The sequence below is a fragment of the Sorangium sp. So ce363 genome (genome assembly GCF_051520435.1).
GTDB classification, from domain to species: Bacteria; Myxococcota_A; Polyangia; order Polyangiales; family Polyangiaceae; genus Sorangium; species Sorangium cellulosum_B.
In genome coordinates this window covers 8,714,674-8,739,491 of sequence record NZ_CP150333.1, presented here as the reverse complement: position 1 = coordinate 8,739,491, position 24,818 = coordinate 8,714,674, and the positions used below count along the sequence as shown (strand labels likewise).

At 68.6% G+C, this 24,818-nt stretch carries 24 protein-coding genes and 1 tRNA gene; 12 read left to right on the top strand and 13 right to left on the bottom strand.

Annotation, left to right across the window (positions count from 1 at the left end; genetic code table 11):
* Positions 1-6 precede the first annotated feature (6 nt).
* Positions 7-1,026 carry a DUF2891 domain-containing protein gene (locus WMF12_RS32880; RefSeq protein WP_437851757.1) on the top strand — a complete coding sequence of 340 codons (1,020 nt, stop codon included), beginning with the start codon at positions 7-9 and terminating at the stop codon, positions 1,024-1,026.
* A gap of 59 nt (positions 1,027-1,085) precedes the next feature.
* Here the strand turns inward: WMF12_RS32880 and WMF12_RS32875 are convergent.
* Together WMF12_RS32875 and WMF12_RS32870 are read right to left on the bottom strand one after the other, a co-directional pair.
* A tRNA-Gly gene (locus tag WMF12_RS32875) sits at positions 1,086-1,160 on the bottom strand.
* Between the two features lie 246 nt (positions 1,161-1,406).
* Positions 1,407-3,041, bottom strand: coding sequence for a sigma 54-interacting transcriptional regulator (locus tag WMF12_RS32870; RefSeq protein ID WP_437851755.1), 1,635 nt, complete (start codon positions 3,039-3,041; stop codon positions 1,407-1,409).
* Between the two features lie 151 nt (positions 3,042-3,192).
* Between WMF12_RS32870 and WMF12_RS32865 the strand changes: the two genes are divergently transcribed.
* From WMF12_RS32865 to WMF12_RS32850, 4 genes are all read left to right on the top strand, one after another.
* Positions 3,193-4,365 (top strand): cytochrome P450, encoded by a 1,173-nt coding sequence (locus WMF12_RS32865; protein ID WP_437851753.1) that lies wholly within the window; start codon positions 3,193-3,195, stop codon positions 4,363-4,365.
* Between the two features lie 215 nt (positions 4,366-4,580).
* The gene (locus WMF12_RS32860; protein WP_437851751.1) at positions 4,581-5,825 is read left to right on the top strand and encodes a hypothetical protein; all 1,245 of its coding nucleotides are present in this window, start codon (positions 4,581-4,583) and stop codon (positions 5,823-5,825) included.
* A 368-nt stretch (positions 5,826-6,193) separates the two neighbouring features.
* Complete coding sequence (locus WMF12_RS32855) at positions 6,194-7,207, top strand: STAS domain-containing protein (protein ID WP_437851749.1); 1,014 nt, start codon at positions 6,194-6,196, stop codon at positions 7,205-7,207.
* A 75-nt stretch (positions 7,208-7,282) separates the two neighbouring features.
* Positions 7,283-8,071, top strand: coding sequence for an ATP-grasp domain-containing protein (locus WMF12_RS32850; protein ID WP_437851747.1), 789 nt, complete (start codon positions 7,283-7,285; stop codon positions 8,069-8,071).
* 136 nt (positions 8,072-8,207) lie between these two features.
* On the opposite strand, the gene WMF12_RS32845 is transcribed toward WMF12_RS32850, so the two are convergent.
* Entirely contained in the window at positions 8,208-9,119 is a 912-nt protein-coding gene (locus WMF12_RS32845; protein WP_437851745.1) for a peptidase dimerization domain-containing protein, read from the bottom strand.
* A gap of 242 nt (positions 9,120-9,361) precedes the next feature.
* Complete coding sequence (locus WMF12_RS32840) at positions 9,362-10,219, bottom strand: TIR domain-containing protein (RefSeq protein WP_437851743.1); 858 nt, start codon at positions 10,217-10,219, stop codon at positions 9,362-9,364.
* An 891-nt stretch (positions 10,220-11,110) separates the two neighbouring features.
* Between WMF12_RS32840 and WMF12_RS32835 the strand changes: the two genes are divergently transcribed.
* Positions 11,111-11,482: a 6-pyruvoyl trahydropterin synthase family protein gene (locus WMF12_RS32835; protein ID WP_437851742.1), complete on the top strand. Its 372-nt coding sequence runs from the start codon at positions 11,111-11,113 to the stop codon at positions 11,480-11,482.
* A 218-nt stretch (positions 11,483-11,700) separates the two neighbouring features.
* On the opposite strand, the gene WMF12_RS32830 is transcribed toward WMF12_RS32835, so the two are convergent.
* The 6 genes from WMF12_RS32830 to WMF12_RS32805 all read right to left on the bottom strand — a co-directional run bounded on the left by WMF12_RS32830 (position 11,701) and on the right by WMF12_RS32805 (position 17,443).
* Entirely contained in the window at positions 11,701-14,118 is a 2,418-nt protein-coding gene (locus WMF12_RS32830) for an ATP-binding cassette domain-containing protein (protein WP_437851740.1), read from the bottom strand.
* Positions 14,119-14,126: 8 nt separating this feature from the next.
* Positions 14,127-14,546 carry a DoxX family protein gene (locus WMF12_RS32825; protein WP_437851738.1) on the bottom strand — a complete coding sequence of 140 codons (420 nt, stop codon included), beginning with the start codon at positions 14,544-14,546 and terminating at the stop codon, positions 14,127-14,129.
* Entirely contained in the window at positions 14,543-14,983 is a 441-nt protein-coding gene (locus WMF12_RS32820) for an SRPBCC family protein (protein WP_437851736.1), read from the bottom strand. The genes WMF12_RS32825 and WMF12_RS32820 overlap by 4 nt, the downstream gene beginning before the upstream one ends.
* Positions 14,980-15,309, bottom strand: a complete 330-nt coding sequence (locus WMF12_RS32815) for an ArsR/SmtB family transcription factor (protein ID WP_437740608.1) — start codon at positions 15,307-15,309, stop codon at positions 14,980-14,982. The genes WMF12_RS32820 and WMF12_RS32815 overlap by 4 nt, the downstream gene beginning before the upstream one ends.
* 166 nt (positions 15,310-15,475) lie before the next feature.
* A complete protein-coding gene (locus tag WMF12_RS32810; protein WP_437851734.1) occupies positions 15,476-15,877 on the bottom strand; it encodes a VOC family protein in 402 nt (133 codons plus the stop codon).
* A 312-nt stretch (positions 15,878-16,189) separates the two neighbouring features.
* The gene (locus WMF12_RS32805) at positions 16,190-17,443 is read right to left on the bottom strand and encodes a serine hydrolase domain-containing protein (protein ID WP_437851732.1); all 1,254 of its coding nucleotides are present in this window, start codon (positions 17,441-17,443) and stop codon (positions 16,190-16,192) included.
* Positions 17,444-17,675: 232 nt separating this feature from the next.
* Here WMF12_RS32805 and WMF12_RS32800 point away from each other — a divergent pair, with 232 nt between their 5' ends.
* The 4 genes from WMF12_RS32800 to WMF12_RS32785 all read left to right on the top strand — a co-directional run bounded on the left by WMF12_RS32800 (position 17,676) and on the right by WMF12_RS32785 (position 20,968).
* Positions 17,676-18,329, top strand: coding sequence for a glutathione S-transferase family protein (locus WMF12_RS32800; RefSeq protein ID WP_437851730.1), 654 nt, complete (start codon positions 17,676-17,678; stop codon positions 18,327-18,329).
* 158 nt (positions 18,330-18,487) lie between these two features.
* A complete protein-coding gene (locus WMF12_RS32795; protein WP_437851728.1) occupies positions 18,488-19,114 on the top strand; it encodes an acyl-CoA-like ligand-binding transcription factor in 627 nt (208 codons plus the stop codon).
* A gap of 409 nt (positions 19,115-19,523) precedes the next feature.
* Complete coding sequence (locus WMF12_RS32790) at positions 19,524-20,354, top strand: SDR family oxidoreductase (protein ID WP_437851726.1); 831 nt, start codon at positions 19,524-19,526, stop codon at positions 20,352-20,354.
* Between the two features lie 209 nt (positions 20,355-20,563).
* Positions 20,564-20,968: a RidA family protein gene (locus WMF12_RS32785; protein WP_437851725.1), complete on the top strand. Its 405-nt coding sequence runs from the start codon at positions 20,564-20,566 to the stop codon at positions 20,966-20,968.
* A 217-nt stretch (positions 20,969-21,185) separates the two neighbouring features.
* Here the strand turns inward: WMF12_RS32785 and WMF12_RS32780 are convergent, their stop codons facing one another.
* The 3 genes from WMF12_RS32780 to WMF12_RS32770 all read right to left on the bottom strand — a co-directional run bounded on the left by WMF12_RS32780 (position 21,186) and on the right by WMF12_RS32770 (position 23,002).
* Entirely contained in the window at positions 21,186-22,064 is an 879-nt protein-coding gene (locus tag WMF12_RS32780; protein ID WP_437851723.1) for a hypothetical protein, read from the bottom strand.
* 258 nt (positions 22,065-22,322) lie between these two features.
* The gene (locus WMF12_RS32775) at positions 22,323-22,637 is read right to left on the bottom strand and encodes a DUF3817 domain-containing protein (RefSeq protein ID WP_437851721.1); all 315 of its coding nucleotides are present in this window, start codon (positions 22,635-22,637) and stop codon (positions 22,323-22,325) included.
* Complete coding sequence (locus WMF12_RS32770; protein ID WP_272095241.1) at positions 22,634-23,002, bottom strand: hypothetical protein; 369 nt, start codon at positions 23,000-23,002, stop codon at positions 22,634-22,636. The genes WMF12_RS32775 and WMF12_RS32770 overlap by 4 nt, the downstream gene beginning before the upstream one ends.
* Positions 23,003-23,304: 302 nt before the next feature.
* Here WMF12_RS32770 and WMF12_RS32765 point away from each other — a divergent pair, with 302 nt between their 5' ends.
* Both WMF12_RS32765 and WMF12_RS32760 read left to right on the top strand, forming a co-directional pair.
* The gene (locus WMF12_RS32765; RefSeq protein WP_437851719.1) at positions 23,305-24,297 is read left to right on the top strand and encodes a GlxA family transcriptional regulator; all 993 of its coding nucleotides are present in this window, start codon (positions 23,305-23,307) and stop codon (positions 24,295-24,297) included.
* A gap of 53 nt (positions 24,298-24,350) precedes the next feature.
* Entirely contained in the window at positions 24,351-24,818 is a 468-nt protein-coding gene (locus WMF12_RS32760) for a hypothetical protein (RefSeq protein ID WP_437851717.1), read from the top strand.

The window sequence follows — 24,818 nt, the reverse complement described above, 5'->3', positions numbered from 1 at the left end:
CATCGCATGACGCACGCCCTGACACCGGACATCGCCTCGCGTCTCGCCGCCATCGCGCTCGGGCACGTGACGCGGGAGTATCCGAACAAGCTCGATCACGTCATGGCCGGCCCCGAGGACGTGAAGGGCCCGCGCGACCTTCACCCCATCTTCTACGGCAGCTTCGACTGGCACTCGTGCGTTCACGGCCACTGGCTCCTCGCGCGGATCCACCGCCTCTTCCCTGGCGCGCCCGGCGCCGCGTCGATCCGCGGGCTGCTCGACGCGCAGCTCACGGGCGAGAAGGTCGCCGGCGAGCTCGCCTATCTGCAGCGGCCGTCGAGCCGCGGCTTCGAGAGGCCTTATGGGTGGGCGTGGCTGCTGATGCTGGCGGCCGAGCTCTCGCGGTACGAGACCGAGGAGGGGCGGCGCTGGTCGGCCGCGCTGGCCCCGCTCGGCGAGGCGTTCGCCGGGCGGCTCCTCGAGTACCTGCCCAGGGCCACCTACCCGGTCCGCGCCGGCGCGCACACGAACAGCGCCTTCGCGCTCGCGCTCGCGCAGGAGTACGCCGCCGTGAAGCGCGACGAGCGGCTGTCGCTGCGCTGCGCCGAGGCCGCCCGCGCCTGGTACGGCCGCGACGCGGACTGCCAGGCGTGGGAGCCCTCGCAGGACGATTTCCTCTCGCCCGCCCTCATGGAGGCCGAGTGCATGCGCCGGGCCCTGCCCGGACCGGAGTTCCGCGGCTGGTTCGCGCGGTTCCTGCCGCGGGCGGCGCGGGGCGAGCCCGCGACCCTGTTCGAGCCCGCGACGGTCAGCGACCGCAGCGATGGCAAGATCGCCCACCTCGACGGGCTCAACCTGAGCCGCGCCTGGTGCTGGCGCTCGCTCGCCGCGGCGCTGCCCGAAGGGGACGCGGTCCGCGCCCGCGCCCTCGACGCGGCGGAGCGGCACCTCGACGCCAGCCTGCCGCACGTCGCCGGCGACTACATGGGCGAGCACTGGCTGGCGAGCTTCGCCCTCCTCGCGCTGGGCGAGGGCGTCGATTGACGCGTCACGGGGCTGCGGAGCGGTGCTCTGCGGCGGCCGGTGTTGCAGCGTCTATGTCGTGGAGCGGGAGACGGGATTTGAACCCGCGACGTCAACCTTGGCAAGGTTGCACTCTACCACTGAGTTACTCCCGCAAACGGCGAGCCCAATGCTCAGGAAACCACTCTCGTGCGGCGTGGACAGCGATGAGGCCGAGCGCGCCGGGACCTCCGAGGAGGTCGTTTCCGTCGATGGGCGCGGAGGAGTACCAACCGACGTCGCCCTAGTCAAGCACCGATGTGCGTGGTCGTGGAGCTTCTCAGGAACGGAGAGCTGGGTCCCATGGTTTTCCGGGTTCCGGCACCGGCGGGGCCCGGCCGTCGCCGACACATTGCATCTCTCTACCCCGCGCCGCGGGCGTACCTCCTGAGCTTCCGGTAGAGCGTCGACGCCCCGATCCCGAGCTCCGCGGCGGCGCGGGCCTGGTTGCCGCCGTGCCGCTCGAGCGCCGCGAGGATCGCTCGCCGCTCGACGCCCTCCAGCGTCCGCGCGGCCGGCTCCTCGCCCCCGCCGCCGGTCGGCGCGGCGCCGCGGACGTCGTCCGGAAGGTCCTCCAGATCGGCGACGCCTCCCCGCGCCAGGGCGACCGCGTGCTCCACGGCGTTCTCGAGCTCGCGCACGTTGCCGGGCCACCCGTGGCGCTCCAGCGCGCCTTCGGCCTCCGGCGTGAAGCCCGCGACAGGCCGATCGAGCCGTCGCGACGCCGCCGCGAGCAGCGCCCGCGCGAGCGGCAGGACGTCCTCCCGGCGCTCGCGGAGCGGCGGAAGGCGTATCTCGATGACCCGCAGCCGGTAGTAGAGGTCCCGCCGGAAGCGGCCCGCCGCCGCGTCGGCCGCGAGATCGCGGTTCGTTGCCGCGAGGATCCGGGCGTCGACGTGGCGGCTCGTGTTCTCGCCGACGCGGCGCACCTGCCGCTCCTGGAGCGCGCGGAGGAGCTTCGCCTGCACCCCGGGCGGGGCCTCGCCGACCTCGTCGAGCAGCAGCGTGCCCCCGCGCGCCGCCTCGAACAGCCCGGCGCGGTCGTGGGTCGCGCCGGTGAACGAGCCGCGCGCGTGCCCGAAGAGCTCGCTCTCCAGCAGCGTCTCGGTGATCGCCGCGCAGTTGACCGCGACGAACGGGCCCGCGGCGCGCGCCGACGCGCCGTGGATGAGCCGCGCCACCCGCTCTTTCCCGGCGCCGCTCTCGCCCGTGAGCAGGATCGTCGAGTCCACCGGCGCGACCCGCCGCGCGCGGTCGAGGGCCCGCTGCATCGCCGGGCTCTCCGCGACGAGCGGGGTCGACGGCTCGCCCCGCGGCGCGGCGAGGGGCAGGGCGCTCGCCTTCGCGTCGAGGCCGCGCCCTGTCGCCCTCCGGGGCGGCGCGGGCTGCGCGGGCCGGCGGAGCGATAGGTCGAGCACGCTCTCGCGGAAGAACGGCAGGTGCTCCTCGAGCGCGGCGCCCCACGCGGCGCGCGTCCGGCCCTGGAAGTGGCAGACGTCGTCGCCCCGGCCGATGCACCGATCCTCGATGACGTAGACCGCCTCGCCCGTCGCCCGGGTCATGTAGCCGCTCGCGATGCCGGCGAGCATCCAGCAGACCGGCTCGTCCGCGCGGCCGAGGTGCAGGAGGTGCTGCTCGGCCTCGTACGACGAGAGCAGCGTGGCGCCGCGCGAGGCGAGGGGCGTCGTGTCCCCGGGCGCGAGCCGGATGAAGCCCTGCAGCGTGTGGAGCAGCGCCCCTGCGCCGTGCAGCTCGGCGTCGCTGTCCCAGGGGAGCCGGGACACCATCGCCTCCGCCATCCGGGCGCCGTGCTCGACGCCGAAGCGCGTGAGCACGGCGCGCGCCCCCGCGTACCCCGCGAGCCGGACGAGCTCCCCGCGCAGCGTCCCGAGCGCCCCGGCGTCGAGGATGACCGCGCGCTCCCCGGCGAAGCGGACGACGCCGCCGCGCGCGTCGACGTCGAGCAGCTTCCGGATGTCGAGATCGGCTGCGCGCATGGGACGACCTTTCAGGGCGACAGGCGTGACCGGTCACCCTGACCGGCGGGCTCGCGAAGCGCCACGGACGAGCCGCGGATCTCCCGTGGAAAGCGGCCTCTCCCGCGCGGGCCCGGCGTGTGCTCGGGGCCGTCGCGGGAGGTCTCTTCGCATGAGCGAGCGCGTGGACATCATGACACCCGCCTTCCGGGCGGATCCTTATACGCCGTATGCAGCGATGCGCCGCGAGGCGCCTGTCTGCCAGGTGGATCCTGGCGGGATGTGGGCGGTGAGCCGGTACGCCGATGTCGCGACGGTCCTGCGGAGCCCGGAGCGGTTCTCGTCCCAGGGGTTCCGGGCCGCCTGGCAGCCGGCGTGGGTGGGGCACAACCCGCTCGCGAGCTCGATCCTGGCCATGGATGGCCCGGATCACGCGCGGCTCCGCGGCCTGGTGAGCCGGGCGTTCGGGGCGCCGGCGATCGCGCGTATCGAGCAGCGGGCCCGGGATCTGTGCGAGCGGCTCGCGGGCCGCCTCGACGGCGAGGTCGACTTCATCGCCGCGGCCGCGGCGCCGCTGCCGGCGTTCGTGATCAGCGAGCTGCTCGGCCTGGATCACGCGCTCGAGCCGCACTTCAAGCGGTGGATGGACGACCTCCTGTCCGTGACGCCCGAGCCGGCGAGCGCCGAGCACGCCGCCCGCGTCCGCGCCACGATCGCGGAGCTCGACCGGTACATGGCCGACGTCATCGCGGCCCGCAGGCGATCGCCCTCCGACGACCTCGTGAGCGAGCTCGCCCGCGCCGGCGAGCTCCTCGGCGACCGCGAGATCATCGATCTGCTCGTCAGCATCCTTGGCGGCGGCCTCGAGACCACGACCCACTTCCTCGGCAGCTCGATGCTCCTGCTCGCGGAGCGCCCCGCGGAGCTCGAGCGGCTGCGCGCCTCGCCGCGGCTCATCCCGAGGTTCATCGAGGAGATGATGCGTTATGACGGCCCGACCCAGTCCGTCCCCCGGCTCACGACGTCGGACGTCGCGCTCGCCGGCGTGACGATCCCCGCGGGCTCGCTCGTGCTGGCCCTGGTCGGCTCGGCGAACCGCGACGAGCTGCGCTTCACGGATCCCGATCGGTTCGATCTGCACCGCGGGCAGCCGAGCCTGACCTTCGGGCACGGCGCGCACTTCTGCCTTGGCGCGGCGCTGGCCCGGATGGAAGCGAAGGTCGCGCTCGAGGTGCTGCTCCCGAGGATCGGCGAGGTGACCCGCGCGCCGGGCGAGATCCCCTACAACCGCACGCTCACCGTGCGTGGCCCCGTGTCGCTGCCGCTCCGCTTCAGGCCGGCCTGAGGGCGCGGATCGCCCGCATTCGACCGCACACGGCGAGGTCGAATGCGGGCGTCGTCCACGGCCTCGAATTTTTCGAGAAAATTCACGGGGAGTCGGGGAGTCGGCGAGAGAAATCCCATCCATCTCCCTGTCTCCCCGACTCCCTGTTCAATTTCGGCTAAAATGCCAGCGAAATGAGGGGATTTGTCAGGTCCTGTTCTGCACGATGGCTGTCCATGCGATATCGAGCGTTCATGCCGCTGGTCTTCGCTCTGCCGGCGTGCGGCCCGGCGCCCGCGCCTGCCGCGGGCGCTGCGCCCGCCGTGGCCAAGGCGGCCCCCGCGGCGCCGTCTCCGTCGGCGCCCGCGGTGGGCGTCGCACCTGCGCCTGCCGCGAGCGCCGCGCCGGCGCCGCAGAGCGCCTGTGCGCTGGAGCGCGGCTTCCACGGCACGATCGGGCCGAAGCTCGAGGTCTTCGCGCGGATCGAGCGCGACGGAGGGACCGTGCGGGGCCGCTACTTCTATGCCCACGTCGGCGTCGACATCCCGCTGGCCGGGACGGTCACCGACGCTGGCGACATCGCGCTTGTCGAGGGCAACCCGGCGCGCCCGACGGGTCAGTTCGCGGGCACCTGCCGGGCGGACGGCCACCTCGTCGGGACGTGGACGAGCCCGCGGGGCGCCTCGCTGCCGTTCGACCTCGCCTCGGTGGGCGGCCGCGATGTGCTGCTCGTGGCCACGAAGAAGAGGGCGCGCCGCTTCCCGCCGCAGCCGAACCCCGATGGCCCGTCCGACGGGATCGGGATCCCCTTCGAGCCTGGCGAGGCGTGCAGCGAGGATCTCGCCTGGCCCGAGATCTTCGGCGCCGCGACGGCGAAGAGCGAGGCGGCCCTCAACCGCGCGCTCGAGAGCGGCGCGTGGGTGTTCGGGCAGGGGGACGAGGCGAGTTTGCGCGCGTGCAAGACGGGCGAGCGAATGGCCGCCTCGCGCACCTTCGAGATCTCCCTCAACGAGAAGGGCCTGCTCGCGGTCCGCTCCCACGATGCGATGCGGTACGAGGGCGGCACGCACCCCTGGGATCCTGGGGCCGAGCGCTGGCAGGTGCTCGACGCGCGCACGGGCGCGCCCGTGACCCAGCTGCTCGACCGGTCCGCCGCGTCGAAGAAGGCGCTACGGCCCTTGCTGGAGCGCTGCCTCGCGCCGTTGGCCGGCGGCGACCCGACCGTGCTCGAGCTGCTGCGGGAGCGCGTGAGCCTCGACAACCCGGATCTGCTCCTCCTGCCGACGCCCGCCGGGCTGAAGCTCGCCGCGACCGGATATCCGCCGCCGCTGCGCGTGCTCGAGGGGGATGGCCCGATCCTGACGTGGGCGGCGCTCGCCGGCGCGGGCGCGGTCGGCCCGAGGAGCCCTCTCGCTCGCCTCTGGGAGGGCCGCAGCGCGGCCGCGGCGGCGGACCCGTGCGCGAAGCAGGGGTCGCCCTGAGCCGGACCCGATCGGGCCTGTGAACCCGACCCCGGTTGAGACGACAACCGACAATCCGACCCGGGTTGAGGCGATCATCGGCAATCCCATGGTGAGACGAGCCCGGGAACCTGGCCGGACCTCACCGAGCTGGACAGCTGGATCCGCCGCGCCGTCGTGATCAGCGATGCCAGTGAGCGCCTCATCCTTCTGACGTCCGCCGGGTTGAAGCTCGCCGCGACAGGAGATACAACGCTGTGCGCCCCTGGCGGCGCAGGCCGTCGTGTCGTCAATACGCCTGTACCGCGCTCGTCGGACGCGACCCAGCCCACATGAGTCCGTCTTTTCGTGGGAGGATGCCCGTCACGGAGCACGCGGACCGAAAGAACATGGAACAGAAGACAACTCCGACGATCACCGAGCTCGAGCGTGAGATCGATGCGCTGCGCCGACGCGTTGCCGAGCTGGAGATCCCCGCGCGCCGCTACAGGGCCCTGCTCGACGGGGGCATCGTGAGCATGATGATCTACGATGGCGAGAGCCGCGTGCTCGAGGTGAATCGTCGGTGGGAGCAGCTCTGGAGCTTGAGCCTCCGGGATGTCGCCGGGTGGCGGTTGCTGAAGGACGAGCAGGTATCCGCCAATGGGTCGATGCCCCTCGTCGAGCGGGCGTTCTGGCGGGGCGAGGCCACGGCGTTGCCCACCATTCGCTACGATCCGGTCCAGGCAGACACGCTCCAGAAGGGAATGGCCCGCTGGGTCGCCTCCTCGCTCCATCCCATCAACGACGCTGCGGGCAACGTGCGCGAGGTGCTGCAGATCCACGTGGACGTCGGCGAGCTCAAGCAGTCCGAGGACGAGCTGCGGGCTCAGACGGCGCAGCTCGAGGCCGCGATCGTCGAGCGGACCCAGCGGCTCGAGGAGCAGCTCCGCGTGAGCGAGGAGCAGCAGCGCGCCATTGCCGTGCTGTCCACGCCCGTGCTCAGGCTCTGGGACGGCATCCTCGCGCTGCCGCTCATCGGCCAGATCGACGCCGAGCGCGCCGCCCGCATCCTCGACGTGCTGCTGCAGGCCATCGTGGACACCCAGGCGGAGCATGTGATCATCGACGTCACCGGCGTGCCGTTCATGGACGCGGAAGGGGCACGCCACCTCCGCGACACGGTGCGCGCTTCCTCGTTGCTCGGGGCGCAGTGCGCCATCGCGGGCATCTCGCCGGTCATGGCGAGATTGCTGATCGACTGCGATCTGGGCTTCGATGGCGTCACGATTGTCGCGAGTCTCCAGGACGGGCTTCGGCGCTTGTTGTCCAGCCGCAACGGCGATCGAACGATAGGCGCTGCTGGCCCCGCCGGCGCCCAGAGGCGGGATCCCGCGCGCCGCGATGGCCCGCGAGAGCGCTGAAGCTCAGCCGGCCCGGAGGAGCGACAGCGGGCGTTCGATCCTCGTGCCGCCGCGGATCGTGCTACATCCGAGCGCGTGCCGACGCTCGTCCTCCCGCAGCGCTACAGTCCTGACTCGAACGCGCTGTTCGCAGCTGCCCTCGCGGTCGGCTGGGACATCGAGCGACTTCGCTCGTTCCGCTGCCCCGAGGGGCTCGCGGCGCGCGACCCCGTGCTCTACGGCGAGACCATTCTCGCCGACGCCATCATGGACGACCTCGAGGTCGCGCTGCTCGAGCCGACCGCCGACTGGCTGCCTCGTCTGCCCCAGCGCCACCGCCTTCGCAGCGTGCGCCTCACGACCCTCGAGGATGCGCTGGCGCTCCGTGAGCCTGCGTTCATCAAGCCAACGGATGAGAAGTTGTTCCCCGCGCGTGTGTACGCGGACGGCGCCGCGATGGATCCGGACCCGCGGCTGCCGCTGGATCTGCCCGTCCTCGTGAGCGAGCCCGTCGTGTTCGAGGTGGAGTTCCGGTGCTTCGTGCTGGAGCGCGAGGTGGCGGCGCTCTCGCCCTACATCCGCGGCGGGGAGATCGCGCGCACGGCGGCGGGCGACTGGGAGGCGGATTCAGAGGAGGTCGAGGCGGCATCCGCGTCGATCCGCGCGGTGCTCGCCGACGCCGACGTCGAGCTCCCGCCCGCGGTGGTCGTGGACGTCGGGCGCATGGCAGGGCGGGGCTGGGGCGTCGTCGAGGCGAATCCCGCCTGGGCCTCGGGGCTCTGCGGGTGCAACCCGGCAAGGGTGCTCCCCGTGCTGCAGCGGGCAACCGTGCCGCGCAGGATGGTCTCGGAGGCAGAGCAGCGCTGGCTGCGGCGTGTCGGGTGAGGGATCTGAATCATCCCCTCTAGTTTTTCGGAAAATTCACAGGGAGGCGAGGAGAAGGGGAGTGAAGTCCCATGAATCTCCCTGTCTCCCCGCCTCCCTGTTCGATCATTTTTTTTGCTGAAAATGCCAGCGAAATTCATGTCATCTTGGCGAACCAGCGGTCGAGGATGGTTTGCGCCCGCGCGAGCTCCGAAAGCTCCGTCACCTCGTTCAGAGCGTGCATCGTCCGCTCCGCGCCCGGTCCGAAATTCGCCGCCGGGATCCCGAGCGTCGTGAAGCTTGCCACTTCCGACCAGGTTTGCCGGGCCTCGACGCCTTGAACGCCGCTTTGTTCGAGAGCTGCGATGAGCGCGTGGTTCCGGTTCGGCGGCGCCGGACGGGAGAGCTCCTCGAACCGGACGGCCCCCACGCGGTCCACGAGCGCCATAAGCCGCTCTTGTGAGGCGTGGGAGCTCGTGCTGGGACCGTACGTATGGTGCACGTTCACTTCCAGGTGGTCTGGCACGACGCTGCCGGACCGGCCCCCGTGCGCCGAGGTGGCGTTCATCATCTCGTACCAGGTGAGGCCGTCGACGACGTCGGGTACGGGCTCGAACGCGGCCAGCTGAGAGAGCACGCGCGCGAACTTGTGAATCGCGTTCACGCCGGCACCGGGCAGCCCGCTGTGCCCCGTGCGGCCTGCAAACGCCAGCGTCGCGTGTGTCGAGCCTCCCGAGCCGAGCTGAAGCTTGTTGTCCGTGGGCCTGAGCACCAGCGCGAAGTCGGCCCCCCGGAGCTCGGTATCCTGCTTCATGACCAGCCTGAGCTCGCTCGCGTCGAAGCCGCACGCTCCGCGCGCGTGAAACACGAGGGTGACATCGGCGTGTACCTGCGGCCGGCGCTCGGCCAGATCGAGCATCAGGCAGAGGCCGCTCTTCTCGGCGGCTCCAGCGCCGAGCGCGCGGTTGTTCTCCGTCCGCGCTTCGCCTCGTTGCCCTGCGTTCGCCACGTCGAGCTGCCCGACGAGCAGAATCTTGGGGCCTCCCGACCCGCGCGTGACTGGCGCCACCAGAGAGTCCCCGTAGCGGCGTGGCGGTGAGGCCAAGGGCAGCGCTGCGAGCCGTTGAGCCAGCTCGTCGGCCAGGTTGCGTTCCTCACCGGTAGGCGAGGGGATCCTGCACAGCCACAACAAATTTTCGAGCAGCTCCACGTCGACCTCCGATCTGCAGAAACAATGCACGCTGGCTCGCCCCGCGGCAAGTCGCAGGTAGAGGGGGCGATTTGGCGATGGGGGCGTACATTGGTCAATGTTCAATGTAATCGAAGCAGTTCTTTGATCTTCAGTTCCAGGATAGGAGAGCTATTGGTTACGACAATTGCGCCATCATTCAATGCCTCGTCGTATCGGTAGTCTCCAGGGCCAATGCCCGAAAACACGATCGCCGGCGGCGGCGACGGTAGCTTTCTGAGCCACCGTAGCAGCTGGAGGCCGGCCTCCTTGTCCGACTCATGTTTCATGTCGGTGATCACCAGGTCGTAGTTGCTGGTCTGTAGTCGTTCTATGGCCTGGTCGTTGTCGATGACGAGATCGAAGTAGACGCCAAGGATGCGGTAGCTCTTTATGAGGCGCTCGTTGTTTGTCGGGTAGTCATCGACCCACAGAACCTTCTTCTTTGTATGGTCCTGGCTTCGGGTAGGTGGTGATTTCGCTGTGGACGACTCGAGGATAACGCGAATTTCCTTGGCGATCGCGAGGAGCTCGGTCTCCGCTTGCGGCTTCTTTCGGGTTGATATGGCTTTCCCGTTCTTGGGCCGCACGGCCATCCGGCGGAGCCAATCCACCGCATCGTAATCACACGGCTCGATGATGACTGGAAAAATTTGGAGTCCGTGTGTGGCGCGACGTTGCAAGAGCTGTGAAACTTCCTTGTTTCGACTAATTTTTGACGCGAGTAAATCGGCTGACACAAGGAGGACGGCCACCGAGGCCTTTTCAAGGGCCTCTTGCATCTCCTGAAGCCAATCGCTTCCCGCGTCGATTCGAGTGTCATCCCAGACTTCGCATAATCCCTCGTACTCGGAGACACGAAGGTGTGCGACGAGTCGATCCTTCCATTTGTTGTCCGCGTGACTGTAGCTGATAAAAATGCTCGGAATTCGACTGCTCATACAACACTTGTCCGGCCCATCGCGACCAGCGACGGTTCGACCAGATCAGGTCCCGGTGAGAGCCACGTGTCGCCCTGTGCTACCGGAGGCGAGCGGGGCTGTATATAGAGCTGGCGCTCGCGCACGGCATACGGTTCGACGAACCAAGGAAAGGAGTACGCCGCCGATGCGAAAGGGGTAGCGATGGCAGGGAGCGGGCTACGTGCCGCCCAGCGCACGACCGGGGGGATGGCTCCGGGCATCGCTGTCTGTCTAGCTATCCCCATGGCTACCCTCCTCTCGGAGGCGAGCGGAGATGCCGTCCCATGTCAAGGGGAGGTACCTCCCGTCCATCTACCACCGGCGCCTTCGGCAGGGCTGGGCGCCCGGCGGGCCATGGTTGCGGCGAGCGGCGTCTGCCTTGTTCCGTTGATACTGTACGTCGGGTCCCGAATGCCGCCCGCCGTGAGGCAGCGGGGGTAGGCGAGATCCAGCACGAGGCAGGGTTTCCTTCCGCGATCCGCTTCCTCCCTCAAAAATGACGCTGTATCAACAATTTATCCATGCAATGGGCCCGCATGAACTTCCCAGCGTGCGGGCGATTCTGCTCGCCATGGAGCGCGCGCCGGAACCGGCCGTTCCGGGCGGGTACCCCCGACATGGCACCGCCGGAGACGGATGATCTGATCACGCGGGCGGCTGCTCCGTTCGCGGAGGCGACTGCGGTCGCGAAGACGGCTGCTGCGAGGTTCGCCGGCGGAGGCTTCGGCCGGGCCAGCGGATCTCTTGCCCCGGCGCTATGATCGTCGCCGGCGAGGGGACGTGTACCTCGCGGTCGCGCGCGTGGCCGATGTGCTGGCGGGCGTCGGGAGCGGATCGCGCCCGGGGGGGCGCTCAACCGAGGAGACCGAGATGTACGAGCTCACGATCGAGCGCCTCCTGCATGTCGCCCACGCGCTGCGGCTGCACGACGGCAAGTACGAGCCGCTGCACTGCCACAGGTGGCAGGTCCACGCCCAGGTGTCGGCGGAACGGCTCGACGCGATCGGCGGGGTCATGGACTTCAACGAGCTCGATCGGTTGCTCGCCGACGCTATCAGGTCGTTCGATGGCAAGACGCTGAACCATCTGCCCGAGTTTGCGGACCTCAACAGCTCGAGTGAGCGCATGGCCGAGGTCCTTTATCGCAAGCTCGCGCCGCGGCTGCCGCCGGGCGTACGCCTCGACTGCGTGACCCTCCTGCGCGACGATGCGATCCGCGCCCGGTTTACGTACAAACCCTAGTCGGGCCCGTCTCAGGTCCTGGCAGGGATGGCCAACGAACACGCCGCCGATGAACCTGCCGCGGGCAGCCACTCTCTTCCCGCCTTCCCGCCTTCATGTGAGCTCTCTCCGGGCAAATACGACCACTACCCGCCGTCGTGGCCCGCGCCGGTCCAGCAGCCCGAGCAGCTGCTCGAGCATTGTAGCACGTCACGCGCCCACGGAAAACGCGGGCTCGCTCAGCGAGATTGGCGAGACGGAGCGGCCTTCGGCTGGCCTCCGACGAACGCCGCCAGGTGCTCGCCTGTCAGCGTCGACTTCGCCGCCACCAGGTCGGCCGGGGTGCCTTCGAACACGATCCGCCCGCCGTCGTGGCCCGCGCCCGGCCCGAGGTCGATGATCCAGTCGGCGTGCGCCATCACCGACTGGTGGTGCTCGATCACGATGACCGACTTGCCGGAGTCGACGAGCCGGTCCAGCAGCCCGAGCAGCTGCTCGAGGTCGGCCAGGTGCAGCCCGGTGGTCGGCTCGTCGAGCACGTAGACGCCGCCGTCGGCGCCCATGTGTGTCGCGAGCTTGAGCCGCTGCCGCTCGCCGCCCGACAGCGTGGTGAGCGGCTGGCCGAGCCGCAGGTAGCCGAGCCCCACGTCGGCCATGCGCTGCAGGATCGCGTGCGCGGCCGGCGTATGCCCCTTGCCAGCGCCGAAGAAGCCGACCGCCTCTGCGACCGACAGATCGAGCACCTCGGCGATGTTGAGCTTGCCGAGGCGGTACTCCAGCACAGACGCCTGGAACCGCCGGCCCTCGCAGTCCTCGCAGACCGTGGTGACGCCGGCCATCATCGCGAGGTCGGTGTAGATCACCCCCGCGCCGTTGCAGGTCGGACAGGCACCCTCGGAGTTGGCGCTGAACAGGGCGGGCTTCACGTTGTTGGCCTTCGCGAACGCCTTGCGGATCGGCTCCAGCAGGTCGGTGTACGTCGCCGGGTTGCTCCGCCGCGAGCCACGGATCGGGGTCTGGTCGACCGACACCACCCCGTCACGGCCGGACACCGAGCCATGGATCAGCGAGCTCTTGCCCGACCCCGCCACGCCGGTCACCACCACCAGCACGCCGAGCGGGATGTCGACGTCGACGTTCTTCAGGTTGTGCGCGCGGGCGCCGCGCACCTTCATCACCCCCGACGGTTTCCGCACCGACCGCTTCAGGGAGGCCCGGTCGCTCAGGTGACGCCCGGTGAGCGTGCCGCTCGCCCGCAGCCCGTCGACGGTGCCCGTGAAGACCACCTCGCCGCCGGCGGTGCCGGCGCCGGGGCCCAGGTCGACGACGTGGTCGGCGATCGCGATCGTCTCCGGCTTGTGCTCGACCACGAGGACGGTGTTCCCCTTGTCGCGCAGCCGCAGCAGCAGCTCGTTCATCCGCTGGATGTCGTGGGGGTGCAGCCCCACCGTCGGCTCGTCGAAGACGTAGGTGACGTCGGTGAGCGACGACCCGAGGTGGCCAATCATCTTGGTGCGCTGCGCCTCGCCGCCCGACAGCGTGCCCGACGGCCGGTCGAGGCTGAGGTAGCCCAGCCCGATCTCGACAAACGAGTCGAGCGTGTGCCGCAGCGTCGCCAGCAGCGGCTTGACGGACGGCTCGTTCAGATCGCGCACCCACTTGGCCAGGTCGTTGATCTGCATCGCGCAGGCGTCGGCGATGTTGATCCCCTTGATCTTCGAGGACCGGGCAGCCTCGCTGAGCCGCGTGCCGCCGCACTCGGGACAGGTGGAGAACTTGATCGCGCGCTCCACGAACGCCCGGATGTGGGGCTGCATCGCGTCGACGTCCTTGGACAGCATCGACTTCTGGATCTTCGGGATCAGCCCTTCGTAGGTCAGGTTGATGCCTTCGACCTTGATCTTGGTCGGCTCCTTGTGGAGCAGGTCGTGGAGCTCCTTCTTCGTGAACTTGCGGATCGGCTTGTTCGGGTCGAAGAAGCCGCACCCGTTGAAGATGCGCCCGTACCATCCATCCATCGAGTAACCGGGGATGGTGAGCGCACCCTCGTTGAGCGACTTGCTGTCATCGTAGAGCTGGGACAGGTCGAAGTCGGAGACGGATCCCATGCCCTCGCATTTCGGGCACATGCCTCCGTTGACCACGAACTCGCGCTTCTCGGTCTTCTTCCCGCCGGCCTTCTCGATCGAGATCGCCCCGACCCCGCGGACCGACGGGACGTTGAAGGAGAAGGCGTTGGACGAGCCGATGTGCGGCTTGCCGAGGCGGCTCCACAGCACCCGCAGCATCGCGTTGGCGTCGGTCGCGGTGCCGACCGTCGAGCGGGAGTTGGCACCCATCCGCTCCTGGTCGACGATGATCGCGGTCGTCAGCCCTTCCAGCACGTCGACCTCGGGCCGGGCCAGCGTCGGCATGAACCCCTGCACGAACGCGCTGTAGGTCTCGTTGATCAGCCGCTGCGACTCCGCCGCGATGGTGCCGAACACAAGCGACGACTTGCCCGATCCCGAGACGCCGGTGAACACGGTCAGCCGCCGCTTGGGGATCTCGACGCTGACGTCCTTGAGGTTGTTCTCCCGGGCGCCCTGGACCCGGATCAAATCGTGGCTGTCTGCGGCTTGCTGTCTGTCTGCGGCGTGCTGCTTGGAGGAGGCCATGTTCGCGATCATGTCATCAACACCGACGGTCTGTGAAGGGGTTCCGGCAACCTGCGCGAGTCCGGCCGCAGCGCCCACGACGTCACCGCCAGCGCGAGGACCACGAGCGGCGCGATGATGTGGCCAGCGTTGCTCGTGGAGTCGCTGGCGCCGACGGCGGCCCAGGCGAAGGCGGCGCCGGTGAGGTCGAACACGAGGCCCGCATACGCCCACTCCTTCAAGCGCGGGAATCTCGGCGCCAGCAGCGCGAGCGCGCCGAGGATCTTCCAGATACCGAGGAGCGTGACGAAGTGCAGCGGGTAGCCGAGGCGCACGAAGCCGTCGACGCTCGCTGGCGCGTGGAGGACGTGGGCCACGCCGCCCGAGACCATGGACGACACGACCAGGCCTGTGGTCACCCAGTAGGCCACGAGCCTCGCCCGGCTCATGAGACCCTCTCGAGCAGGTCGACGAGCTTCCCGCCCATCATCTTCCAGCCGTAGCGCGCGCCGGCGAAGTTCTGCTTCTGGTCCGGCTTGAAGCCCGACTGCACGAGGGACAGGCGCGTGCCCGACGCCGTGGGCGTGAGCGTGAAGGTCACGACGGTCTCCAGGAAGGGGACGCTCCACGTGTAGCTGAGCTTCCGATGCGCTTCGATCTCGACGAACCGGCAATTCACGGTGCCGTCCCAGCCCGGGTACGGCTGCGTCTTGAGCGTGAACGCCGCCCCTGGCTCGAGCTGGAGGCCGATGGTGGGCAGGAGCCACTCCGCGAGCAGCGCCGGTTCGGTGAGCGCGCGCCACACCTTCTCCGGCGAGTGCTTCAGATCGAACTCGAACGAAATGGATTCGGTTTGCGATTGGGCGGTCGTGTCGGTGGGGTTCATTCGTCCATTTTCTCCAGCAGTTGTTCGAGGCGATCGACGCGCTCCGTCCAGAAGGCACGGTAGTGCGTGATCCAGTCGACGAGCGGCTTCAGCCCGCGCGGCTCCACCCGGTAGTAGACACAGCGCCCCTCGCGCCGGCCGCTCACGAGGCCGGCGTCTTTCAACGTGGCGAGGTGCTGCGAGATCGCCGGCTGCGAGATGTCGAAGCGCGCCGTGAGGTCCTTCACGGCCGCTTCGCCACGCGTGAGCGACTCGAAGATCGCCCGGCGGCTGGGGTCCGCCAGCGCCTGGAAGATCTTGTCCTCGACCACGGCCGCGCTCTGCATCCACGACGTATAAGCCGTGGCTTATTGATTGTCAAGCGCGCGGATCGGGCTGCCTGGGCGCGTCGGAGCAGCGAGGCATGGTTCTGCGAAGCAGCCAGCTCTCCTGGTACGTGAAGGGGCGCACGAACGCGGGGAGTGTCTTCTCCTCCGCCGAGATCCGTGCGGCTTACTGCCCGGCCGTCGGATCCATCCACACCACCTCCCAGTGGTGCCCGTCGAGGTCCTCGAAGCTCCGGCTGTACATGAACCCGTGGTCCTCCGGCGGCCCCGCCTCCTTGCCGCCGCCGGCGAGCGCCTTCGCCACCATCGCGTCCACCTCGGCACGGCTCTCGCACGAGAGCCCGAAGGCCCCCTCCACGTGCGTCGCGGTGTCGCAGAGCTCCTTCTTGGTGAACGTCTTGAAGAACGGCTCGACGAGCAGCATCGCGTAGGCATGCTCGCCGATGAGCATGCAGGCGGCCTTCTCGCCCGTGACGTTCGGGTTGAACGTGAAGCCGAGGGCCTTGAAGAACGCCACGGTGCGATCGAGGTTCTTGATGGGCAGGCTGACGAAGAGCTTGTGGGACATGAAATTGTCCTCCTTTTCTTCCATGGACCCCCCGCCCGCGGAGAAATCATCGGTCGCTCGAAAAAAATCTTCGCGCCCTGCTCCGGCAGCTCCATGGGCGCGGCCGAGGAGCTCGCCGAGCTCCCGCTCGGAGAGCGCGGCCGCCTCCGTCACCGCGCGCAGCTTCTGATCCCCGCGAGATCATCGGGCGGCTGCTCGCTGCAGCACAGGCAAGGAGGTCGAGCACTCCGGCGCGTGAGCGGCCTGACGTCTGGCCGTTCGGCTGCGGGGATGCGTGCGTCAGCGCGCGTCCCCGTCAGCCGCGACGGATTGTTAGCCGGCTGCTGAGTGATGAGGTCGTCGGCGGTCGTCGGCCGACGCCAGGGCCTGGAACTGGGTGATGGCTTCGTAGACTCCCAAGCCGATGCCTCTGCTGAGCTGGTCGCGCTCGACCATGTTATGTGCCAGAAAGATCAGCACCGAGTCGTCGTTGGCGTCCGCGCGCCACCAGCCTCCGAAGCCGCCTGGCCAACCGACTGCGCCCTCGCGGCCCCCACACACCGTGGGCTCGGCCTTCTTCGGATCGAGCACCACGGCGACGCCCATCCCGAACCCGTGACCGCCCCGGAAGAGCGGCATGCCTCCCACTTCAGCCGTGGCGCGCTGCTGCTCCGTGAGGCGGTTGGAGGTCATCAAGACGAGAGTTTCGGGCCGCAGGATACGCACGCCATCCACGGCGCCTGCTCCCAGGAAGATGCGCGCGAACGCGAGATAGTCGTCCAGCGTCGACCACAGCCCCTGGCCGCCGGAGACATAGTCCATGTCATCGGGCCGTTCAGGAACCGTCGAGTCGCCTGGGCAGGTGAGGCGCGCGGAGAGGCGGCCCGAACCATCGAACCCGTAGTTCTTGACTCGCCGGTCCCGCTTCTCACGTGGCACGATGAAGCTGGTGTCGGCCATGCCAAGCGGATCGAAGATCCGGCGCTTGAGCACGTCGCCGAGCGGCGCGTCCTCGATGCGTGCGATGAGCAACCCGAGGAGATCGGTCGAGTGGCCATAGTGAAGGGTGGCCCCCGGCTGGTCGAGCAACGGCAAGGCAGCCAGCCGCGTGATCCAATCATCGGGCGCCACGTGGCTGTCGATGTCGCCTCCCAGCGCCTCCCCATAGGCCTCCGCGATGGGTCCACGATGGAAGGCCCCGTAGGTCAGTCCCGAGCGGTGCGTCAGCAGATCCTCGAAGGTGATCGGTCGTTCTGCCGGGTCGGTCTCGTCGAGCGGGCCCGTGGGAGAACGCAGGACGCGCATGTCTCTGAACTCCGGTGCCCAGCGAGCGATCGGATCGGTCAGCGCGAAGCGCCCCTCCTCGAACAGCATGAGCGCCGCCGTCGAGGTGATCGGCTTCGTCATCGACGCGATGCGGAACAGACTGTCATGCTCGAGGGGCAGCCTGGCCTCCAGGTCTCGCCACCCAAGAGACGCGCGCTGAACCACCTTGCCGTCGCGCCAAACCATCGTTGCTGCGTTGGCGAGCGCGCCAGAGTCTACGATCGCTCCGACGCCCCTCGCGATCTGGTCTCCTCCGTTCATTCGTTCCCTCGATTCATTCCATGTCCGGTCAACGTCGCGATCCGCTGCGTCGCAGGGCCTGGCGGCGGGTTATAGCATGTTCGGCGCCATCGTCGCCGTCCGTCAGGGCCGCGACCGGCCGGAACCCGGGCTGCATCCGAGGCGCGTCCTCACGTCTCATGGCAAGCGCTCGGCCATGGTTGCAAAGGTCTGCCTCCGCGGTCTATGATTTTCGCCAAGGAGGAGCCTCTCGATGACCATCACCATTACCGCCTTTGAACGCTCACCCGATGGTGGCAAGGGACTGGCGCGTGACACGCGTGTTCGCTGGGCGCTCGAGGAAGCGGGCCAACCCTACCAGGTTCGCCTTGTTTCGTTTCGTGCGATGAAGGAACCCGCGCATCTGGCGCTTCATCCTTTCGGCCAGATTCCGACCTATGAGGAAGGCGATCTCGCGCTGTTCGAGACAGGGGCGATCGTGTTTCACATCGCCCAGCGACATGCGGGCTTGCTGCCGGACGATGCCAATGCTCGGGCGCGCGCGATCACATGGATGTTCGCCGCGCTCAACACGGTAGAGCCACCGATTCTCGAGCTCGTAACCGCCAGGATCCTGGAGGGCGACAAGCCCTGGTATGCGGAGCGCCTGCCTCTGGTCGAGGACCGCATCCGCGCTCGGCTCGGCCAGCTTTCCGTTCGCCTGGGCGATGCCGGCTGGCTCGATGGTGCGTTCAGCGCTGGCGACTTGATGATGGTGTCGGTGCTGCTCAGGTTGAAATTATCGGGCATTCTGGACGAGTACCCAAACCTGGCCGCTTATGTCGCCCGCGGCGAAGCGCGGCCCGCCTACAGGCGAGCCTTCGACGCTCAATTGGCGGTCAACACCGGCAAGCCATCGACCGCCTGATCGCGGTCTTCTCTGACAGGGCTGAGAAGTCCGCGAGGAGCAGCCCGCGAGGCAGCCGCACCTCGACCCACGGCGGGGCACCGCGAAGAACAATGTGCACCTCAGTAGCGTTTGTCAGGGAGGAGCACCCGAAGCGTGTGCGTGGTACCTTGGCCCGCATGAAGGAGGCCGGCCCCTCGGGGCTCAGGGAACGCAAGAAGGAGCGCACGCGCGCGCAGATCATCGAGACCGCGATCGAGCTCTTCCTGAAGAACGGCTACGAGCAGACGACCCTCGATGACGTGCTCGGGGTGGTCGAGGTCTCGCGGAGGACGTTCTTCCGCTACTTCGAGTCGAAGGAAGACCTCGTGATCGCGTGGATGGACCAGTTCATCGAGGCGGCGCGCGAGGCGGTGCGGGCGCGCCCGCGGAGCGAGCCGCCCGTCGTGGCGCTGCGAAACGCCGTCAAGACGATCGTGAAGTTCCACGAGGGGGATCTGCCCCGCTTCGCCCTGATCCAGCAGTTCGTCGCGCGGACGCCGGCGATCCGCGCGAGGCAGCGCGAGCGGCTAGGACACTGCGGGGAGGAGATCTGCGAGCCGCTGGCCGAGCGCATGGGCCTGGACGCGCGGCACGATCTCGCGCCGCGCGTGCTGGCGAGCTGCGCGATGGCGGTCGTGCAATCCACGATGGACGCGTGGATCGCGCGCGGGGCCACCGAGGACCTGCCTGAGCTCGTGGACGAGGCCTTCAGGACGCTCGCGCGCGAGTTCGGCCGCGGTGGGAGCGGCACCTCGCCCCAATGAGCGCCGGCTCGGTCGTTTCCTCCTGAGGCGCGCCCCGGTTCGTCTGCCGGCGAGGAGCGCTCGCGAGAAAAAACGCGCCTTCTTGACAAATGCCACTGAGGGGCTATTGTCTCTGGGTAGCTGCTCCCCGCCGGGTTCCGGTGCTCGATCGCTCCACGATCCTGCGATCCGAGAGGTGCTCAGCGCGCCTCTACAGCTTCCGTTTGGATCGACCTTGCCGAACCGCTTGGCCAAGGCGGCCACGTCTGAAGTGGCGGCGGACGCTCACCATCGCGCGACGCCAGCGCATGAGACCCTCCATGGCACCTGGGCGCGCGGCGGCGCGGGCTTGCTTCTGATTCAGCTTCGAGGGGTGTCAGACCGTCGGCGGCTTGCTGGACAATGCCGGTCACGATGAGAAAGGAATTCCATGGCAAGGGTATTGATTACCGGGTGCAGCAGCGGGTTCGGTTTCGAGGCAGCCAAGACGTTCCGAGCTCGTGGGGACGAGGTGTTCGCCGGCGTGCGTGACTTGAGCGGAAGAACCGTCGGCATATTGAGAGAGCTCGGCGTGACGCCGGTCGTGATCGATGTCACCGACGACGTGGCCGTCGAGCGCGGTGTCACCCAGGTGCTGGCGGCAGGCCCGCTCGACGCGCTGGTCAACAACGCGGCGATCTTCCTGCGCGCCACGGTCGAGGAAACGTCGGACGCTCAGGCATACCGCATGTTCGAGACGAACTTCTTCGGTCCGCTGCGGATGAGCAGGGCGGTGCTGCCCTCGATGCGCGCCCGAAGACAGGGGGTGATCGTCAATGTGTCTTCAGTTGCCGGTTTCCTCGGATTGCCGGGGGATGGCATCTACGCCGCGACCAAATTTGCGCTCGTGGGCATGTCCGAAGCCCTCTACCATGAAACCAAGCCGTTCGGCGTCCGCGTGCGGGTCGTGGAGCCCGGCGCCTTTCCAACGACGGAGATCTTGCGCAAGGCTCTGGGATCGGCGCGTCACTTCGGATCTCCTTACCAGGCCCACATGGACGCCTTCGCGTCGGCGATGAGCTCGTTCCAGAAGGCCGCACCGGCGCCGGACGGAAGCCTCGTTGTCGAGGCGATCTGGCGCGCGGTGCACGAGCCGGAGACGCCGTTCCAGCAACCCGTTGGCGCCGACGCGCAGGCCGCGGCGGCCGCTCGCCGTGCGCAGCCGTTCGAGGCCATCGAAGCGATGATCCAGCAGACGCTCGGGCTCGGGTCAGCGTCGTAGGTCGCGCGAAATGCATCGCCTCCGAGACGCGCTGCCGCCGTCCTCGGCGGCCTTCTCCTCTTCTCCGCGGCCGCGTATGCCGCTCGGCGATCTGGGGCTCGACGTGGAACCTGCGTGATCGGTTATCCTGAGTTCGTCGTGCGCCTTCACAGCCAACAATGCGCACGGCCCTTGACATCTCGAATTGTTTTGCTTTTCCTTCCCCCTCAATGCGCTTGGTGAAGATCAACCCGCCCGACGTCCACCAAACTCCCGGTTATCACCACGTCACGATCGTCGAGGCAGGCCGGCTGGCCTTCCTCGCCGGCCAGTGCCCACTCGACCTCGACGGCAACGTGGTCGGCGCGGGCGACTACCTCGCGCAGGCCGACCAGGTGGCAGCGAACGCGCTGACCGTCCTGAACGCGGCCGGGGCGCAGCCCACCGACGTGGTGCGCTCGGTGATTTACGTGGTCAGCGACGACGACCAGGTGCTGGGCGCGGTGTGGCAGCGACTGAACGACTCGGCGCTCGGCGCGGCCTTCGGTACGGCCAGCACCCTGCTCGGGGTCGCTTCGCTCGGCTTCACCGGTCAGCTGGTCGAGCTGGATCTGACCGCCGCGCTCCCCGGTTGATCCAGCGGCGGCCGGCATCGACGGCCCCGGTGCGCGTCCTTGCCTTGCTTGAGGCCCGCAGCCTGGAACTCCCCGCCGACGTGCGGGAGCGCCTCCTCGCGAGCACCGACCCCGCCGAACTGGACTGCTGGACCGCTGGATCGGCCGAGCCGCGGTCGTCAGCGATGCCCGAGTACTCTGCTCGCCGGTATCGGCCTCGCAGACCGAGGACCCTCGTTCAGTGGAAGGCGAAGCGGTCGACCGTGATCTTGTAGCTGAGTTGTTCGCCGCGCTCGATGCGGCCACCGAGCGATATGTTGTGCTCCTCGCCGCTCGTCGTCACGTACTTCGCGTCGGCCGCCACGAACGTGCACGCACCCTCGATCGGCTGCGGGCGCTCGGAGAGGCAGCCGTAGCCGTCCTCGGCGACGGGGCGACAGATGCGGGTGTCGATCTTCAGCGCCTCGACCTCCTCGCGCGAGAACAGGCGCTCCTCGTAGGTGATCTTCATGGGCTGCTCGCAGCGAACGTAGATGGGCAGGTACTGGTGCTGCGCGTCCCGGTACACGACGCCGTCTTCGATCTCCTCGCGCGTGCCCGCGGCCACGTCCAGATAGCCCTTCAGGCGGACCGGCGCCTCGACCGCGGCGGGGAGCCCCTCGGCGGGCATCGCCTCGGCGTGCGGGTGATCGCCGGCGTAGACGAGGACGTTGAGGAAGCGGTGCCGCGCGGCGTCCCCGGCGGGGTCGAAGATCTCGCTGACCGCGTCGCATCGTGCGGCCTGCTCGGCGGAGTGGCTCTCCATGTTGTCCCCGCTCGACTCGAACCCGAGCTCGTAGACGCCGACGCTCGCTCCCCAGCCATTGTCGTCCTTGGACGCGGCCAGGCCGGCGGCGTCGTTGTCTGGGGCGATCCAGAGGTTGTTGGTGGTGAGCGCGGGGACGTGCGTCAGCGAGCGAACGAGGGAGCCGTTGTCGCCGCAGCCGCGCCCGATCTGTTCATAGGTGGTGTCTACCTCCGCCGGAGTCGACGGGGTTGCCGGCGCCTCGGTGGGCTCGGCGATCGTGTCGCCGTCCGATCCGCCGCAGCCCGCGACGAAGATGAAAGGAGCCCCCACGAGAACCAGCGAACGAAAGCAGTTACTCATGACGGCGGCGGGAGCAAAGCTCGTACCTCCCCGATCCATGCGGATTTTCCGTCCAAATCGCAGCGCGAGACGCGACGCGTGAACGGGGCGCCACACCTCGGCCGCTTACGACGCGGCCGGCGTCATCGACCTTGCCGCCGAGAGCACCCGGCGCGGCGGGTAGCCCCGGCTGGGCCCGCGCTCGCGGCGGGCGACGTGGCCATCGTCAAAAGGCCCGATGCCGTGGCGTCAGCCATGGGGCGCAGTCCCCGCGTCGCCCTCGATCTCGCGCTTCAACGTCCGATCCAGCGCGAAGGTCCCGCCCGGTACGAGCGACGCGAGGAGCGCCATGAGCGAACGGCGACGCGGCCAGTCGCGCTCGGTGGCCGCGCGAAACAGCGCGGAGACGAAGAGGAGAAAGAAGAGCCCGTGGCCGCTGCCGGCGATCCGGACCGCGATCGGCAGGCCGAAGATGTATTTGAGCGGCATCGCGACGGTGAGGAGGACCAGGAACGACAGCCCTTCCAGGAAGCCGACGACGCGCAGGGTGCGAAGCGCGCTCATGATCGGACGTCAGACCAGGTGGGCCGAAAGACCATCATCAGCAGCACCACGAAGAGAGGGGCAAAGGTCGAGACGAACGCGCCGAGCGTGCGCCGGTCGCGCGCGACGCTGCGAACGAGGGCGAGCTGCGAGACCAGCGACAGGACGAGCCCTGCGATGACCCAGAGCTCCATCAAAGGAATCTGCAGCTGCGTGGTCATCAGGTATCCCGCGATCCACGTGACGACCAGCCCTGGGGAGGCCACGGCGTGGACGGCGCGTTTGCGATCGGCGTGCACCGTGGCGACGAAGCTGCCAATGAGGCCGCCCGCGTACAGGATGACGCCCAAGAACTTGATCAACCGTAGAATCTGGTAGGCGGGCATGAGGGGGGCTCCATGGCGCGGCGCGAGGCGCTCTTCACGGTTCGCCTTCTCGGGATGACCACGACGGCTCCGAGACGTGAGACGGTCGGAGGGGCTCGCAAACGAGGGGATGCCCCGGATGCCAGTGGCATCAAGCCGTCATCGCTCGGCATATGGCACGGCCGGGATATGGCACAGCCGGTACGGTCCCGCGAGGGGCGTTCGTGCCAATCTTCGACGACTTCTGGCCAGTCCGACGTCCCGGATCCGCGCCGGATCATAAAACCGTTGGCATGAAGTGGATAATCAAGCATCTTTCAGCCATGCACGTCGTGGCTGTGGTCGTGATGGACGGGGTCGTCCCCTTCGACCTGTCGACGCCCTGCGAGGTGTTCGGGCGTGTCCGGCTGCCCGGGGGTCGGGCCGGGTATCAAGTCCGTGTTTGCGGGGTGACGCGCGAGGTGAGCGCCGGAGCGTTCGATCTCCGGGTGCGCTGCGGCCTCGACGAGCTGACGCGAGCGGACACCATCATCCTTCCGGGCGTCGCCGAGGCGAGCGTCCCGGTCCCGGAGGCGCTCTTGCACGCGGTCCGCGCCGCGGCGGCCTCGGGCGCCCGCGTCGCCTCCATCTGCACCGGAGCGTTCATCCTCGCCGCGACCGGGCTGCTCGACGGGCGCCGCGCCACGACCCACTGGCTCGCGACGGACGAGCTCGCGCGCCGCCACCCGGCCATTCGCGTCGACCCGAAGGTGCTCTACGTGGATGAGGGGCAGTTTCTGACGTCGGCGGGCGCCGCGGCGGCGCTCGATCTCTGCCTCCACATGGTGCGGCTCGACTACGGCTCGGCCGTGGCCGCGGACACGGCGCGGCTCTCGGTGATGCCGCTCGAGCGCGACGGGGGGCAGTCGCAGTTCATCCTCCACGAGCCGCCCGCGCCGGACGGCTCGTCGCTCGAGCCGCTGCTGCGGTGGATCGAGGAGAGCCTCGACAAGCCGCTCACGCTCGAGGACATCGCGCGGCGCGCGGCCCTCAGCGTGCGCACGCTCAACCGCCGCTTCCGCGAGCAGACCGGCACCACGCCGCTCCAATGGCTGCTCCGGGCCCGCGTGCGCCGCGCGCAGCAGCTGCTCGAAACGACGGGGCACTCGGTGGAGTCGATCGCGGCGAGGGTCGGGTTCGGCTCGCCGACCGCCTTTCGCGAGCACTTCCAGCGGCTCGTGACCACGAGCCCGCAGGCGTACCGCCGCGCCTTCCGCGCCGCGCCGATCAAGGCGAACGGACGCCGGGGGGCGAGCGTGAAGTCGAGCGCTTCCTGAGCGCTGGATCGGGCGAGGCGCCCCGCGCCCCCCGTCGCAGGCGCATTGACAGTGTGGACATAACTGCGGGTTGGATCACCGTTGACGTCGCCTTCCAGTGGAAGAACGGTGCGCGCATCCGGAAAGGGGAGGAAAACATGGGAGACGGCTTGAAGAAGGCGAGTGCGCTCGTGTTCTGCGGCGGGCTGGCAGCGATGCTCGTGTCGGCATGCGACTTGTCCTACACTTGTGACACAGTGGAGCCGGGAAGCGCGGGTGCTGGAAACCCGACAGAATCCGTAGGGGCGGGAGATTATCTCGGACCAGGCGACGAAGAGGTAGGCAGCGAATCGTTCGAGCTGATGGCGGGGTGCACGCCGCTCAACAAATGCACCTTGATGTACGAGGATTGCATCGCAAAGGGCTATCCATGTACGCGTCTGGTTGAAGGGAGAAAGACTATGTGTGCCATCTGTCAGGACAATTGCTTCAAAGGTGATCCGTACAAGTTTAGTCAATGTTATGAGTGTGGGTTCTATTGA

Coding starts and splice junctions, on each gene's coding strand:
- WMF12_RS32785 (WP_437851725.1), top strand. CDS start 20,564: ATGCGCTTGGTGAAGATCAACCCGCCCGACGTCCACCAAACTCCCGGT.
- WMF12_RS32870 (WP_437851755.1), bottom strand. CDS start 3,041: ATGCGCGCAGCCGATCTCGACATCCGGAAGCTGCTCGACGTCGACGCG.
- WMF12_RS32795 (WP_437851728.1), top strand. CDS start 18,488: ATGAAGGAGGCCGGCCCCTCGGGGCTCAGGGAACGCAAGAAGGAGCGC.
- WMF12_RS32805 (WP_437851732.1), bottom strand. CDS start 17,443: ATGAACGGAGGAGACCAGATCGCGAGGGGCGTCGGAGCGATCGTAGAC.
- WMF12_RS32830 (WP_437851740.1), bottom strand. CDS start 14,118: ATGGCCTCCTCCAAGCAGCACGCCGCAGACAGACAGCAAGCCGCAGAC.
- WMF12_RS32800 (WP_437851730.1), top strand. CDS start 17,676: ATGACCATCACCATTACCGCCTTTGAACGCTCACCCGATGGTGGCAAG.
- WMF12_RS32770 (WP_272095241.1), bottom strand. CDS start 23,002: ATGCCCGCCTACCAGATTCTACGGTTGATCAAGTTCTTGGGCGTCATC.
- WMF12_RS32880 (WP_437851757.1), top strand. CDS start 7: ATGACGCACGCCCTGACACCGGACATCGCCTCGCGTCTCGCCGCCATC.
- WMF12_RS32825 (WP_437851738.1), bottom strand. CDS start 14,546: ATGAGCCGGGCGAGGCTCGTGGCCTACTGGGTGACCACAGGCCTGGTC.
- WMF12_RS32765 (WP_437851719.1), top strand. CDS start 23,305: ATGCACGTCGTGGCTGTGGTCGTGATGGACGGGGTCGTCCCCTTCGAC.
- WMF12_RS32835 (WP_437851742.1), top strand. CDS start 11,111: ATGTACGAGCTCACGATCGAGCGCCTCCTGCATGTCGCCCACGCGCTG.
- WMF12_RS32790 (WP_437851726.1), top strand. CDS start 19,524: ATGGCAAGGGTATTGATTACCGGGTGCAGCAGCGGGTTCGGTTTCGAG.
- WMF12_RS32860 (WP_437851751.1), top strand. CDS start 4,581: ATGCGATATCGAGCGTTCATGCCGCTGGTCTTCGCTCTGCCGGCGTGC.
- WMF12_RS32855 (WP_437851749.1), top strand. CDS start 6,194: ATGGAACAGAAGACAACTCCGACGATCACCGAGCTCGAGCGTGAGATC.
- WMF12_RS32775 (WP_437851721.1), bottom strand. CDS start 22,637: ATGAGCGCGCTTCGCACCCTGCGCGTCGTCGGCTTCCTGGAAGGGCTG.
- WMF12_RS32815 (WP_437740608.1), bottom strand. CDS start 15,309: ATGCAGAGCGCGGCCGTGGTCGAGGACAAGATCTTCCAGGCGCTGGCG.
- WMF12_RS32840 (WP_437851743.1), bottom strand. CDS start 10,219: ATGAGCAGTCGAATTCCGAGCATTTTTATCAGCTACAGTCACGCGGAC.
- WMF12_RS32865 (WP_437851753.1), top strand. CDS start 3,193: ATGAGCGAGCGCGTGGACATCATGACACCCGCCTTCCGGGCGGATCCT.
- WMF12_RS32820 (WP_437851736.1), bottom strand. CDS start 14,983: ATGAACCCCACCGACACGACCGCCCAATCGCAAACCGAATCCATTTCG.
- WMF12_RS32810 (WP_437851734.1), bottom strand. CDS start 15,877: ATGTCCCACAAGCTCTTCGTCAGCCTGCCCATCAAGAACCTCGATCGC.